This is a genomic window from Curvibacter sp. GW821-FHT09D12 (genome assembly GCF_059416245.1).
Window position 1 is genome coordinate 328,105 of the sequence record NZ_JBWKOU010000002.1, and the last position, 12,944, is coordinate 341,048.

At 66.8% G+C, this 12,944-nt stretch carries 13 protein-coding genes; 5 read left to right on the forward strand and 8 right to left on the reverse strand.

Annotation, left to right across the window (positions count from 1 at the left end; all coding sequences use genetic code 11):
• Positions 1–51: 51 nt before the first annotated feature.
• The 6 genes from AC07PT_RS03985 to AC07PT_RS04010 all read right to left on the reverse strand — a co-directional run bounded on the left by AC07PT_RS03985 (position 52) and on the right by AC07PT_RS04010 (position 5,900).
• On the reverse strand, positions 52–759 hold the full coding sequence (locus tag AC07PT_RS03985; RefSeq protein ID WP_494655849.1) for an ABC transporter ATP-binding protein: 708 nt from the start codon (positions 757–759) through the stop codon (positions 52–54).
• Positions 756–1,514, reverse strand: a complete 759-nt coding sequence (locus tag AC07PT_RS03990) for an ABC transporter ATP-binding protein (RefSeq protein WP_492348609.1) — start codon at positions 1,512–1,514, stop codon at positions 756–758. Before AC07PT_RS03990 ends, AC07PT_RS03985 begins: the two co-directional genes overlap by 4 nt.
• On the reverse strand, positions 1,511–2,392 hold the full coding sequence (locus tag AC07PT_RS03995; protein WP_492348610.1) for a branched-chain amino acid ABC transporter permease: 882 nt from the start codon (positions 2,390–2,392) through the stop codon (positions 1,511–1,513). Before AC07PT_RS03995 ends, AC07PT_RS03990 begins: the two co-directional genes overlap by 4 nt.
• Before the next feature lie 7 nt (positions 2,393–2,399).
• Entirely contained in the window at positions 2,400–3,275 is an 876-nt protein-coding gene (locus AC07PT_RS04000) for a branched-chain amino acid ABC transporter permease (protein ID WP_492348611.1), read from the reverse strand.
• A gap of 103 nt (positions 3,276–3,378) precedes the next feature.
• Positions 3,379–4,602, reverse strand: a complete 1,224-nt coding sequence (locus AC07PT_RS04005) for an ABC transporter substrate-binding protein (RefSeq protein WP_492348612.1) — start codon at positions 4,600–4,602, stop codon at positions 3,379–3,381.
• Positions 4,603–4,667: 65 nt separating this feature from the next.
• Positions 4,668–5,900, reverse strand: a complete 1,233-nt coding sequence (locus AC07PT_RS04010; protein ID WP_492348613.1) for a metal-dependent hydrolase family protein — start codon at positions 5,898–5,900, stop codon at positions 4,668–4,670.
• A gap of 212 nt (positions 5,901–6,112) precedes the next feature.
• Here AC07PT_RS04010 and AC07PT_RS04015 point away from each other — a divergent pair, with 212 nt between their 5' ends.
• Both AC07PT_RS04015 and AC07PT_RS04020 read left to right on the forward strand, forming a co-directional pair.
• Positions 6,113–7,060, forward strand: a complete 948-nt coding sequence (locus AC07PT_RS04015; protein WP_494655850.1) for a LysR substrate-binding domain-containing protein — start codon at positions 6,113–6,115, stop codon at positions 7,058–7,060.
• Positions 7,061–7,147: 87 nt separating this feature from the next.
• The gene (locus AC07PT_RS04020) at positions 7,148–7,786 is read left to right on the forward strand and encodes a DNA-3-methyladenine glycosylase I (RefSeq protein WP_492348615.1); all 639 of its coding nucleotides are present in this window, start codon (positions 7,148–7,150) and stop codon (positions 7,784–7,786) included.
• A 70-nt stretch (positions 7,787–7,856) separates the two neighbouring features.
• Here AC07PT_RS04020 and AC07PT_RS04025 read toward each other — a convergent pair whose 3' ends face one another.
• The gene (locus AC07PT_RS04025; protein ID WP_492348616.1) at positions 7,857–8,237 is read right to left on the reverse strand and encodes a hypothetical protein; all 381 of its coding nucleotides are present in this window, start codon (positions 8,235–8,237) and stop codon (positions 7,857–7,859) included.
• Between the two features lie 278 nt (positions 8,238–8,515).
• Between AC07PT_RS04025 and AC07PT_RS04030 the strand changes: the two genes are divergently transcribed.
• Together AC07PT_RS04030 and AC07PT_RS04035 are read left to right on the forward strand one after the other, a co-directional pair.
• The gene (locus AC07PT_RS04030; protein ID WP_494655851.1) at positions 8,516–9,364 is read left to right on the forward strand and encodes a hypothetical protein; all 849 of its coding nucleotides are present in this window, start codon (positions 8,516–8,518) and stop codon (positions 9,362–9,364) included.
• Entirely contained in the window at positions 9,361–11,691 is a 2,331-nt protein-coding gene (locus AC07PT_RS04035) for an ATP-dependent DNA helicase (protein ID WP_494655852.1), read from the forward strand. The genes AC07PT_RS04030 and AC07PT_RS04035 overlap by 4 nt, the downstream gene beginning before the upstream one ends.
• 17 nt (positions 11,692–11,708) lie before the next feature.
• Here AC07PT_RS04035 and AC07PT_RS04040 read toward each other — a convergent pair whose 3' ends face one another.
• Complete coding sequence (locus AC07PT_RS04040; protein ID WP_492348619.1) at positions 11,709–12,158, reverse strand: Lrp/AsnC family transcriptional regulator; 450 nt, start codon at positions 12,156–12,158, stop codon at positions 11,709–11,711.
• A 129-nt stretch (positions 12,159–12,287) separates the two neighbouring features.
• On the opposite strand from AC07PT_RS04040, the gene AC07PT_RS04045 reads away from it, so the two are divergent.
• Positions 12,288–12,896, forward strand: a complete 609-nt coding sequence (locus AC07PT_RS04045; protein ID WP_492348620.1) for a glutathione S-transferase family protein — start codon at positions 12,288–12,290, stop codon at positions 12,894–12,896.
• Positions 12,897–12,944: the final 48 nt, after the last annotated feature.

The following is a 12,944-nucleotide window of genomic DNA, read 5'->3' on the forward strand; positions in this document are numbered from 1 at the left end:
CAAGCCACCACAGAAAACGGTACAACCATGACCCTGGTCACTCCAGGCGACTCAATGGCTCCCCAGGTACAGCTGCGCCATGCGCTCATCGCCCAGCAGCTCATGGGCCGGGCCGGCCAGCACGCAGCGGCCCTGGTCCAGGATGTAGCCCTGCTGGCTGATCTTCAGCGCCTGGCGGGCGCGCTGCTCGACCATCAGCACGGCCACGCCGGCCGCAGGCAGCGCCTTCACCATGTCGAAGACCTTGCCCACCAGCGAGGGCGCGAGGGCGGCCGTGGGCTCATCCAGCACCATGATGCGCGGCGAGGGCATCAGGGCGCGTGCGAAAGCCAGTTGCTGGCGCTCGCCGCCGGACAGGTTGCTGGCAGGTTGGCCCAGGCGTTCGACCAGGGCCGGGAAATCGGCCAGCACCTCGTCCATGCGGCGCTTGAGGTCGGGCACACCACGCACCACCTGCAGGTTCTCGCGCACGGTGAGCGAGGCGAACACATTGGCCACCTGGGGCACGTAGGCCAGCCCCGCATCAAAGCGGTCTTCGGCGCCCAGCCGCGTGATGGAGCGTCCGTCCAGCACGATCTCGCCCTGCACACGTGGCAGCAGGCCCAGCAAGGCCTTCACCAGGGTCGACTTGCCAGCGCCATTGGTGCCGGCGATGGTGACGATCTGACCCGGCGCCACATTCAGATCGATGCCCTGAATGATGTCCACCTCGGAATAGCCGCCGCGCAACGCACGGATCTCAAGCAAAGAGCCACTCATACCACGCCTCCCATGTAGGCTTCCTGGACGCGGGGATCATCGAGCACGGTGTGCGGATCGCCCTCGGCCAGGATGCGGCCTCGGTCCATCACGATCATGCGCTGCGACAGCGCCTTGAGCGCCTGCAGGTGGTGTTCGATGACGATGAAGGCAATGCCTCGGGCATGGAGTTCGCGCACACGCTCGCAGATCTCCTCGATCAGCACCGGGTTGACGCCGGCAAAGGGTTCGTCAAGCAGGATGCAGCGTGGATCGAGCATCAGCACGCGGCCCAACTCGACCAGCTTTTTCTGCCCGCCGGACAAGCCCCCCGCCAGCTTGTCGCGCACCCGGCTGAGGTTGAGGAACTGCAGGACGCCGTCGGCCTTGGCCACCAGCTGCTCCTCGTGCTCGCGCAGGCTGCGGGTGCGCACAAAGGCATTGAGCAGGCGCTCGCCCTGGGGGTTGGCGGCCGCGGCCAGCAGGTTCTGGTGCACGCTCAGGCTCTTGAACTCGCGCGGCACCTGAAAGGTCCGCACCAGGCCCAGATGGGCACGCCGGTAGGGCGGCAGCCGGGTGATGTCGTGGCCATCGAAATGGATGTGCCCGGCGTCCGCCGGCTGCTGGCCCGCGATGGCCGCGAACAGGGTGCTCTTGCCCGCCCCATTGGTGCCGGCAATGCCCAGGATCTCGCGCTCGGCCAGTTGCAGGGACACGCCATCGACGGCCTTGAAACCCCCGAATTGCCGGGTCACGTTGTCGACGCTCAGCATCATTGGCTTTTTCCTCCGCCCCACAAGCCATGGGGTCGATACAAGGTGATCAGGATCAGCGCCAGGCCCACTGCGGCCAGGCGCAGGCTGGCCATGCCCACTTCGGACACGCCGGGCACCCAGTCCTTGGCAAAGCGCGAGCCTTCAAGAAACACCATCAGCAGCAGCGAACCGAAGAGGGCGCCGCGCACCGAACCTGCACCGCCCATGATCAGGCCCATCCACACATAGAAGGTGATCAGCGGAATGAACTGCTCGGGCGTGATGAAGGTGATGAAGTGCGCATAGAACGCCCCCGCCAAGCCCGCCAGCGACGCCCCCAGCATGAACACCTGCACCTTGAAGCGCGCCGGGTCCTTGCCCAGGGCCGACAAGGCGGCCTCGTCATCGCCGATGGCCTTGAGCAAGCGCCCGAAGGGGCTGCCGGTGAGGCGCACCGTGCCCCAGGCCACCACGGCCACCGCGGTCAGCAGGACAGCGAAGATCGCGGCGTCCGACGCAGGGCCCCAACTGGCGAACAACTTGGGCAGACCGGGCAGGCCTTGCACCCCCTGGGTCAGCCAGCTTTCCTGCTGAAGGGTGATGCGCACGGCCTCGGAAAAGCCCAGCGTCACGATGGCCAGGTAATCGTCGCGCAAACGCAGCGACAACAGGCCGATGGGCAGCGCCAGCAGGCCAGCCAGCAAGGCTGCGGCCGCAAAGCTCAGCGGCAGGGGCACGCCCTGCAGCGACAGCAGGCCCGAGGTGTAGGCGCCGACGGCAAAAAAGGCCACGACGCCAAAGTTGACCAGGCCGGTCAGGCCGAACTGCAGGTTCAACCCCAAGGCCAGCAAGCCATAAATGAGGGCCACGATGCCGATGGCCAGAAGATAAGCGGTCATGGCGTCCTCACCTCACCAGCTGCACCCGGCCCATCAAGCCGGCCGGCCGCAGCAACAACACACCGGCCAGCACGGCAAAGGCCAGCACCAGCTTGTACGACGGGCCCAGCAAGGGCACCGCCAGCTCCTGCACCACCCCCAGCAGCAAGGCCCCCAAAACGGCACCCACCGGACTGCCGATGCCCCCCAGCACCATGGCGGCAAAGGCGGGGATCAGGCTTTCCCAGCCCATGTCGGGGGTGACCACGGCTTTCATGCCCAGCAGCACGCCCCCCACCGCGGACAGCGCCCCCACCAGCAACCACAGGCTGATCATCAAGCCCCCGGCCCGGATGCCGCTGGCCCGGGCCAGATCAGCGCTGTCGGCCACGGCGCGCAACTGGCGACCGAAACTGGTGCGGTAGATCAGCACGAACACCAGCGCGAGACAGGCCACCGCCAGCGCAGCGATCACCAGGTCGGTGGGCAGCAGGCGCACGCCACCGAAGTTCCAGGCCCGCACCAGGGGCAGGTCGAAGGTGCGCTGGTCGTGACCGGCAAAGAACGAGATCAGGCTGCGCAGCAAAAAGCCCAGCCCGATGGCCGCCAACATCGAGGCCACCATGGGGCGCCCAGCCAGTTGGCGGAAGATCAGCCGGTAAGCGGTGGCCGACACCGCGGCGGTGATCACCGCCCCCAGCAGGGCAGCCGCCCACAGCGGCCAGCCCAGCAGCCACTGCACGGCCACGGCGGCATAGGCACCGGTGGTGAGCAGGTCGCCGCTGGCCGCATTCGGAAAGCGGTTGACCCCCATCACCAGGGTCATGGCCAGGGCGGGCAAGGCCACCACCAGGCCTTCGATCAAGCCATTGATCAAGAGGTTTGCGAATTCGATCCAGGTCATCAAGTCATCTCATGGGTCATGCCCGTTGGGCCCCTCACCGGGGTGGGGCCACATGCCCTGCGGGCCGGCACCGGGTCAGGCGCCCGGCCGGCCCGCCGGCCCGTCACGCAGCGCTGATGGACACCACGTCGCGACGCACCAATTGGCCTTTTTCGATCACATACACACCGAAATCGGGGGTGGCGTCGCCGAACTTGTCGAAGTCGAGTTTGCTGGAGGCGCCTTCGTAGTTCACCTTGCCCTTCTTGGCCAGCAAGGCCTTGCCTTCGGCAAAGGTGCCCACGGCCGTGCCGGGGGTGTTGCTCACATCCCGGATGCGGGCATTGATCTGCTCGATGCTGGCCCCGGGACCCGCGGCCTCCATGGCCAGGGCCAGGCTGATCACCATGTCGTAAGCCATGGCGGCGTAGATGTTGGTCGAGGCGGGCTTGCCGCTGGCCTTCTGGAACAGGGCGTCGAAATGGGCATAGGCCGGGCTCTTCTCGTTCGAGACCGTGTCCACGGAGATGATGCCTTCGCACACCTCGGCGCCCAGGGCCTTCACCAGATCGGGGTTGGCAGCCCAGCCGGGGATGACCCATTTGTTGTCGGCACCGGCCTGGAACCATTCGCGCAGCAGGATGGTGGTGTCGGGCAGGTAAGAGCCGGTCACGATCACATCGGGCTTGGCCGCCAGGATCTTCTGCAGTTCACTGCGGTAGCTGGGGCGGTTGGGCTCGTAGGTGACATGCGCCACCACCTGGCCGCCGCGCTGCTTCCAGACTTTGGTGAAGCCCTCGGTATTGCCCAGGCCCGAGGCGTTGTTGAAGGCCATCGTCGCCGGGCGCTTGAAACCGCGCTTGGCGCAGATCTCTGCAAAGGCAGCGCCGAAGCGGTCGTTGGTGGCCTGAAAGCGCCACACCAGATCCTTGGTGTCGAGGTTGGAGATGGCCGGCGCACCCGAGACATTCATCTCGATCAGGCCCGCCGCCTCGGTCAAGGGCATCACCGCCAGGGTCACACCCGAGGCCCAGGTTCCCAGCACCGCTTGCACCTTGTTCACCTCGATCAGCTTCTTGGCAGCGAGCACCGCGGCATCGGGCTTGGTCTGGGTGTCTTCGGTGAACAGTTCGAGCTTGCGCCCGCCAGCCCCCCCGGCGGCATTGACCTCGTCCACCGCCAGGCGAATGGCCTGCTGCATGCCCGGGCCATAGGGGCTGCCCGCCCCGGTGATGGGCGTGAGCGAGCCGATGCGGAACGCCTCGCCCTGCTGGGCAAAGCTGAGGCGGGGCAGGCACGAGAGCGCAGCGGCCAGACCGGTGAGCTGGACAAGTTGACGACGTTGCATGAGGGTTCTCCAAGAAGGGAAGAGGGGGGCTGGAAATGCGGAAGCCTTGGGAGACTAGGAATGGGTCAGAGCGTGTTCTTGTGCATCTGCCCATCCTTGACGATGACGCGGATGCGTTCACCCTGGTTCAGCAGGCACGTGATGTCGGTCAGCGGATTGCCGTCCACCAGCAAGAGGTCGGCGATGGCCCCGACCGTGACCTCGCCCAATTGGCCGGTCTGGCCCAGGATCTCGGCCCCGATCAGGGTGGCCTGCTGCAGCACCGGGCCATTGCCCAGGATGTCGGCGCGCAGGCGCAGCTCGTCGGATTGCAGCGGGTGGGTCTCGCCCAGCAGATCGCTGCCCAGGCCCATCTTCACGCCGGCCCGCGCCAGGATCTCGATGGCCTGTCGGCCCTGGCCACGCACCGATTCGATCTTGGCGATCGAGGCCGCCGGCAGCCCGTAGCGCTCGCCCTCATTGGCCAGGCCTTCGTAGGTGATCAGGGTGGGCACCATGTAGGCGCCCTGTTCAGCCATCAGCTCGGCGGTGGGTGCGTCCACCAGGTTGCCATGCTCGATGGTGCGCACGCCGCAGCGCACGGCGCGGGCGATCGCGCGCGGGGTGTAGGCGTGGGCCATCACGTAGGTGTTGGCGTTGCCGGCTTCTTCGACGATGGCGCGCAGCTCGGCTTCGGAGTAGCCCAGGTTGCCGATCGGGTCATTGGGCGAGGCCACGCCGCCCGAGGCCATCACCTTGATCTGACTGGCCCCCTTGAGAATCTCTTCACGCACGGCCAGCCGGCAGGCGTCGACGCCATCCACCACGCGCCCGATGTTGCCCAGCTTGTAGGCACACGAGCAGGCGTCCAGATCGTCGTTGCGCGGCCTGAAGTCGGCGTGGCCCCCGGTCTGCGACAGCGCCTTGCCCGAGGTGAACAGGCGCGGGCCCGGCACCAGTCCGGTGCGCACAGCTTCAGCCAGCGACCAGTCGGCCCCCCCGGCATCGCGCACCGAGGTGAAGCCACGCTCAAGCATGGCCTTCATGATGGGCAGGGCGCGCAGCATCACGAACACGTTGGGCTGGCGGGCCACCCCGCCCAGATTGAACGACGAGGCCACCGTGTGCACATGGCAGTCGATCAAGCCAGGCATCAGCGTCATGCCCTGGGCGTCAAGCGTGGTGCAGCCTGCTGGCACGCTCAGCTCGGTGCCCACGGCGGCGATGCGCCCGTCCGAGACCAGCACCGAGAGGCCGCTGCGCAGCGTGAGGGCATGCACATCCAGAACATGGCTGTTGACGATCAGCAAGTGGGTCATGGGCGTTCAAAAATCAGTTGGACACAGCAAATTACTCATGGCTTCGGGTTCAATGCCCGGGCCTGGCACTCCGGCAATCAAACGGTTAGACCAGGGATTTCCCTCTGAAAATGTCCGTTGATGGCTTGAATATGTTGCATTTATCGGGCCAATCGCGCCTGGCTGCAATGCCTAAAATCTCACCACACCATGACTTCTACTCATAGGCCGCCATGCGACGACTGTGCCCCACCATCTCGGAACTGAACGCCTTCCATGCCGCCGCCAAGCACCAGGCCTTCACCATGGCGGCCAAAGACCTGTGCGTGACCCAAAGCGCCATCAGCCGCCACATTGCCTCGCTGGAGGACTACCTGGGCCAGAAACTGTTCATGCGCAAAAGCGCCGGACTGGAACTGACCGAGGCTGGGGCCACCTACCTCAACGCCACCCGCCCAGCCATGGCCGCACTTGAATCGGCCACGGCGCAGCTGATGTCTTACGGCGGCAATGGCGGAGCCCTGAACCTGTCGGTGCCCCCCACGTTTGCGGCGCAATGGCTGTTCCCACGCCTGGGCCACTTCAAGCGCACCCTGCCGCAGGTCACGCTGAACTTTGTGCGCTACCAGCATGCCCATGATTTTGCGGTGCCTTACGAATTCGATGCTGCGATCCAGTTCGGCTATGGCAACTGGCCCAGCGCCAACGCACGCTACCTGATCGGCCAGGAAACCAGCCTGGTGTGCAGCCCGCAACTGCGTGACAGCCTGGCGCTGCGCTGCCCGCAAGACCTGCAGCGTGCCACCTTGCTGCAGCACATCGAGGTGCCGCTGGCCTGGCACGACTGGCTGCAGGCACACCAGTGCGACACCACGGGCAGCCGCTTCGGGCCGGGCTTCAACCTGTACTCGCTGATCATCCGCGCTGCGGTGTCGGGCTTTGGCGTGGCCATCGTGCCCACCTGCCTGGTCGAAGACGAGTTGCAGGCGGGCAGCCTGGTCGAGCCCCTGGGCGACCGCTACCAAAGCCCTCTGGGCTACTACCTGTGTGCCCCCAGCGCACGCGCCAACCTGTCGGCCTACAAATTGGTCAGCGCCTGGCTGGAGCACTGCTGCAACCACGCCGAGCCCGCCGCCGCCCCGCAACGTGACTGCATCTTCTGCAAGACGGCCCAGGACTGAGCCCGGCGCACAGGGGGGTGCCCAAGCCGGCTTCCTGCTTTTATACTGTGATTATTTACAGCCATCCCAACCATCACAGTCTTCGCCATGCCCGACCTCAGCCCCCCCCCTGCCGGCCTGTTCAAGGACGATCACCAGACCCTGCGCTGTGTGTGGTGCCGCGCCACCCCCGAATACCAGCGCTACCACGACGCCGAGTGGGGCTTTCCGGTGCACGACGACACCCGGCTGTTCGAAAAGATCTGCCTGGAGGGCTTTCAGGCTGGCCTGAGCTGGCTGACCATCCTGAACAAGCGCGAGGGCTTCCGCCAGGCGTTCGAAGGCTTTGACATCGACCGCGTGGCGGCCCTGGGCGAAGCCGACATCGCCCGACTGCTGCTCAACCCGGGCATCGTTCGGCATCGCGGCAAGATCGCCTCCACGCTCAACAACGCACGCCGTGCCCAGGCGCTGCGCGACGAGTTCGGCAGCCTGGCGGCCTACTTCTGGCGCTTCGAGCCTCCGGCCGGCAGCCGCCCCGATGCCATCACCTCGCTGAGCCTGCAGGGCCTGACCACCTCGGCCGAATCAGTGGCCCTGTCCAAAGACCTCAAAAAGCGGGGCTGGAGTTTTGTCGGTCCCACCACGATGTATGCCTTCATGCAGGCCATGGGCCTGGTCAATGACCACCTGGAAGGCTGCCACGCACGCCCCCTGGCCCTGGCCCGACGCGCCGCCCTGAACTGAGGCCGCACAGACGAAAAAAAGGCTGACCAACAGGCCAGCCTTTTTTGCGGGGTGACAAGCGGGACCGGGCTCAGCGCAGCACCGGGAACACCTTGGATTTGGAGTCGACCGACACGGCCGAATCCTTGGCGGCCTTGACGGCTTCCACGTCCACCTCGGCCCGGTCGCGGCTGTTGGGCAAGGCCGGGGCCACCTTGGACTTGGAATCCACCGACACGGCCGAATCGCGGGCCGCCTTGATGGCTTCGGCTTCGACCTCGGCACGGGTGCGGGTGCTGTTCATCACAGGCGCGACCTTGGACTTGGAGTCGACCGACACGGCCGAATCTTTGGCGGCCTTGACCGCTTCGGCTTCGACTTCGGCGCGGCTGCGCACATCGGCCTGGGCCGACACGCTGGCCACGGCGGCCAGGGCTGCAAACAAGAGGGCGGTGAGTTGAGTGGGCTTCATGGTGTCAGGTTCTCGCGGTCAGTGGCGTTGGAAGATCAAACCGGGCCGGCCTTGGGCCTGACCCCGAATGACGCGACTGTAGACAAGCAATCACCACAACAAAACCGCTAGATATTCAAATAAGAATTTCAATTTCGACAACAATCCTGCCATCAAGATGTCATGGAGACCCGAGGGAACCCCACCCGCCAACCGGGCCCCCACAAGCGACCATGGTCGGCGCGTCATACTGTATATAAAATCAGCCATCGCCCGCCGCACCGCTGACGCCGCACCCCATGACGGAACTGAACCTGACCCGCTTTCACCGCACCCGCCTGATGCAGATCTGGCGCTCGGCCGGCTGGCCGAGCAAGGACGGCCTGGAGATCGACCTGCTGGCCGCGGGCCTGGTGGCGATGCAGACCACCCCTGAGGGCCACGAATGCCTGCGCCTGACCGAGGCCGGCATCCAGACCTTGGCGCAGGCGCGCCAGCGCAGCCTGCGGGCCCTGAGTGCCCACGACCGGCTGGCGCAACGCTTTGCCGAGCACCTGATGGCCACGGGCCGCATCGTGTGGCGCGAACTCTCGTTGCGCGCCGCCATCGACCCGCCAGGACAGACCCCGGAGGCTGACCCGCCGATGCCGCCAGCCGGGCCCGACACGGACACCCACACCGCCCCCGCAGAACCCACGCTCTGGCCCGACGAAGCCCCGCCTGCACCGGCCTCCGTGCCCCACGTGTGGCGCATGGCCCGACCCGACCTGTTTTCGGTGCGCAACACCTCGGTCGAGGCCTACCTGCAACCCATGGTGCATGAGATCAAGTTCAGCCGCGCCGATCTGCTGTCCGACCTGCGCCACAGCGCCAAACGCCAGGCTTATCAGTGGCTGAGCGAGGCCTGCTACTACGTGTTTCCGGCCGGGGTGGCGCGGCCCAATGAGATCCCTGAACACCTGGGCATCTGGGTGCTGCATGGCAACCTGGCCGATGGCCAGTTCGAGATGCTGCGTGCGGCCCGCCACGCGCGCTGCACGCTGCCTTTTCCGGTCTGGCTGGCCCTGTCCAAGGCCACCCCGCTGCGCCGTGAAGGCGACGAACTGCAAACCCGCCTGGGCGAAGACCCGAACCAGGAGCTGGTGTGAGCGACGCAGCCCCGGCACCGCCCCAGGCGGAGGCTGCCGTGGTCTACACCGTGGCCGTTCGCGAACTGTGCGAGTTCACCGCCAAGCAAGGCGACCTTGACCTGCGCTTCACCCCCGCCCCCAGCGCGCAGGAGGGCATGGCCGGCCACACCCTGGTGGCGCGCCGGCGTGGCCCGGGTTACCAGGCCGAGCTCCCCCTCAGCGGCTTGTACCAGGGCCTGCTGCGAGTGCGTGGCCGCGCCGATGGTTTCCATGCCGAGCAGGGCCGGCTCGATGAAGTCAAGACCCACAAGGGTTCGCTGGAGCGGCAAAACCCCGCCCAGCGCCAGCTGCACTGGGCCCAGGCCCTGGTCTACGGCGGGCTGCTGTGCCAACAAAACGGCCTGGACCGGCTGACGCTGGCCCTGGTCTACCTGGACGTGGGCACCGAGCAGGAGACCGTGTTCACCCGGCACTGCAGCGCCGCTGAGTTGCAAGCCCATTTCGAGGCCCAGTGCGCGCGCTTTCTGGCCTGGGCCCAGGCCGAGCAGGCCCACCGCCAAACGCGCGACACGGCCCTGCAAGCACTGGGCTTCCCGCACCCCGACTTCCGAACCGGCCAGCGGCCTCTGGCCGAGGCGGTGTACAAGGCCGCACGCAGCGGGCGCTGCCTGCTGGCCCAGGCGCCCACGGGCATCGGCAAGACCGTGGGCACGCTGTTCCCGCTGCTCAAAGCCACACCCGAACAGCAGATCGACAAGGTGTTTTTCCTGTGCGCCAAGACCTCGGGCCGCCCACTGGCCCTGGCGGCGCTGCAACGCCTGGGCCGCGCCCCGGGCTGGCCGCTGCGGGTGCTGGAGCTGGTGGCCCGTGACAAGGCCTGCGAACACCCCGAGCGGGCCTGCCATGGCGAGTCCTGCCCGCTGGCCCGCGGCTTCTACGACCGCCTGCCCGCGGCCCGCAGCGCAGCGCTCGACAACACCGCAACGCTTGACCAGGCCACGCTGCGCAGCGTGGCCTTGCAGCACCAGGTCTGCCCCTACTACCTGGGCCAGGAGCTGGCTCGCTGGGCCGATGTGGTGGTGGGCGACTACCACCACTACTTCGACGCAGGCGGCCTGCTGCACGGCCTGATGCAGGCCAACCACTGGCGCGTGGCCCTGCTGGTGGACGAGGCCCACAACCTGCTGGAGCGGGCCCGCAGCATGTACAGCGTGACGCTGCGCCCCGAACACCTGAGCCGGGCACGCCAAAGCCCCACCGCCCAGCAGTCGGTGCCGGTGCGCCAGGCCCTGGCCCGGGTCGGCCGGGCCTGGGTGGCCCACGACAAGGCACACGACAACGCGCAAGGCCCGCATTACCAGGTACACGACCACTTCCCACCCAAGCTGCTGGCCGCCCTGCAACAAGCCCTCAACACCCTGGCCGAGCATCAGACCGAACACCCCAGCGACAACGACCCGGCCCTGCTCGACTTTCAATTCGAAGCCCTGCAACTGGGCCGCCTGCTGGAGCAGTTCGGCCCGCATTCGATGGTGGACACAAGCCCCGGCCCGGCGGCCAGCCCCGTGCCCGGGCAATCGGTGCTGTGCCTGCGCAACCTGGTGCCGGCGCACTTTCTGCGCGCGCGTTTCGCCAGTGCCCGCACCGCCACGCTGTTCTCGGCCACGCTGCAACCCATGCACTACCACGCCGACCTGCTGGGCCTGCCCGACAACACCGCCTGCATCGAGGTCGAGTCACCGTTCCAGGCCGCCCAGTTGCAGGTGCACACGGCCCTGAACCTGTCCACCCGCTTCCAGCACCGCGCGGCCTCGCTCGACCCCCTGGTGGATCGCATGGCCGCGCAGTACCAGGCCCGGCCCGGCAATTACCTGGCCTTTTTCAGCAGCCACGATTACCTGCAGCAGGCCGCAGCCCGCCTGGCCCAACGGCACCCCCAACTGCCTTGCTGGAGCCAATCAAGGGGCATGAGCGAAGCCGAGCAGCAGGGCTTTCTGGCTCGCTTCCAGGACGAGGGTCAGGGCATCGGCTTCGCCGTGCTGGGCGGGGCCTTTGCCGAAGGCATCGATCTGCCGGGCCGGCGGCTGATCGGTGCCTTTGTGGCCACCCTGGGCCTGCCGCAACTCAACCCTGTCAACGAAGAAATCCGCCGCCGGCTGCAGGCCCAGTTTCATGCCGGCTACGACTACACCTACCTCTACCCCGGTCTCCAGAAAGTGGTGCAGGCCGCCGGACGGGTGATCCGCGGGCCCGACGACCAAGGCGTGATCCACCTGCTGGACGACCGCTTTGCCCGGCCCGAGGTGCGCCGCCTGCTGCCCGGCTGGTGGGGCCTGAAGAACTGAGCCTGCCGGAGGGCGCCCTAACGAAGCGCTGCCTGCACCGTCACCACCTTGCGCACGGGGCTCGACAACACCAGAGAGGTCGTGACGCTGCCATGGGCAGCCAGGGTGTCCACCACCCGTTGCAGGTCGGCGGGTTCGGCAATCGCGCAGCGCACGATGAAACAGTCTTCGCCGGTCACGCGGTCGGCCTCCAGCACCTCGTCCATCGACTCGAACAAGGCCACGTACCGTGCGATGTAGGCATGCGTGGTCTCAATGCGGATGATGGCCTGCAAGCCCACGCCCAGGGCCCGCAGATTGACCCGGGCACCATAACCCTCGATCACCCCTGCGTCTTCAAGCTTGCGCACGCGCTCGCTCATGGCAGGCTGCGACAGCCCGATGCGCTTGCCCAGCGCAGCCAGGCTCTGGCGCGCGTCACGTTGCAGGGCTTGCAGAATCTGAAGGTCTTTGGGGTCAAGTTTCATACACGCTTTCAGGAGACCCCAACGCCACCGATGAGGCATCGGCGCCAGGGCTTGATTTCCGATGGTTGCCCATTCCGATCTCGGCACCACCGGCCTATCGTCAGCATCTTTCCTCTGAAGGACCTGAAGATGCAATTGATAGGCATGCTGGATTCGCCCTATGTTCGCCGCGTTGCGGTGTCGATGCACTGGCTGGGCCTGCCCTTTGAACATCGGCCGGTGTCGGTGTTCAGGCAGTACGCCGAATTTTCGGCCATCAACCCGGTGGTCAAGGCACCCACCCTGGTGTGCGACGACGGGACGGTGCTGATGGACTCCGGGCTGATTCTGGACCACCTCGAATCACTCGCCACCACCAGTCTGTGGCCTGCAGCCGGCCCAGCTCGACTGCAGGCCCTGCGGGCCACGGGGCTGGCCCTGGCAGCCTGCGAGAAAACAGTTCAGATCGTCTACGAGCTGCAGCTGCGCCCGCCCGAGAAACAACACGGCCCCTGGCTGGAGCGGGTGCGTGGCCAGGCACTGGCTGCCTTCGATGCACTCGAGACCGACCTGGCACGTGCGCCCTGGCCACGCCAGGCCCCGGCCCTGACCCAGGCCGGCGTGAGTGCCACCGTCGCCTGGTCGTTTGCGCAAAGAATGCTGCCAGGGCAGATCGGCGCGACACGTTGCCCGCACCTGGCCGACTTCAGCGCCTGGGCCGAGGGGCTGGCAGTGTTCACCCGGGCACCCATGGACTGAGCCAGCGCTGGCCCGCAAGGCCGGCTTGCCCCAGGTCAAGCCGGCCGC

Excerpts from the sequence above, each read along its gene's own strand:
- AC07PT_RS04030 (WP_494655851.1), top strand. The coding sequence starts at position 8,516 with ATGACGGAACTGAACCTGACCCGCTTTCACCGCACCCGCCTGATGCAG.
- AC07PT_RS04020 (WP_492348615.1), top strand. The coding sequence starts at position 7,148 with ATGCCCGACCTCAGCCCCCCCCCTGCCGGCCTGTTCAAGGACGATCAC.
- AC07PT_RS04010 (WP_492348613.1), bottom strand. The coding sequence starts at position 5,900 with ATGACCCACTTGCTGATCGTCAACAGCCATGTTCTGGATGTGCATGCC.
- AC07PT_RS04005 (WP_492348612.1), bottom strand. The coding sequence starts at position 4,602 with ATGCAACGTCGTCAACTTGTCCAGCTCACCGGTCTGGCCGCTGCGCTC.
- AC07PT_RS04025 (WP_492348616.1), bottom strand. The coding sequence starts at position 8,237 with ATGAAGCCCACTCAACTCACCGCCCTCTTGTTTGCAGCCCTGGCCGCC.
- AC07PT_RS03990 (WP_492348609.1), bottom strand. The coding sequence starts at position 1,514 with ATGATGCTGAGCGTCGACAACGTGACCCGGCAATTCGGGGGTTTCAAG.
- AC07PT_RS04000 (WP_492348611.1), bottom strand. The coding sequence starts at position 3,275 with ATGACCTGGATCGAATTCGCAAACCTCTTGATCAATGGCTTGATCGAA.
- AC07PT_RS03995 (WP_492348610.1), bottom strand. The coding sequence starts at position 2,392 with ATGACCGCTTATCTTCTGGCCATCGGCATCGTGGCCCTCATTTATGGC.
- AC07PT_RS04045 (WP_492348620.1), top strand. The coding sequence starts at position 12,288 with ATGCAATTGATAGGCATGCTGGATTCGCCCTATGTTCGCCGCGTTGCG.
- AC07PT_RS04040 (WP_492348619.1), bottom strand. The coding sequence starts at position 12,158 with ATGAAACTTGACCCCAAAGACCTTCAGATTCTGCAAGCCCTGCAACGT.
- AC07PT_RS03985 (WP_494655849.1), bottom strand. The coding sequence starts at position 759 with ATGAGTGGCTCTTTGCTTGAGATCCGTGCGTTGCGCGGCGGCTATTCC.
- AC07PT_RS04015 (WP_494655850.1), top strand. The coding sequence starts at position 6,113 with ATGCGACGACTGTGCCCCACCATCTCGGAACTGAACGCCTTCCATGCC.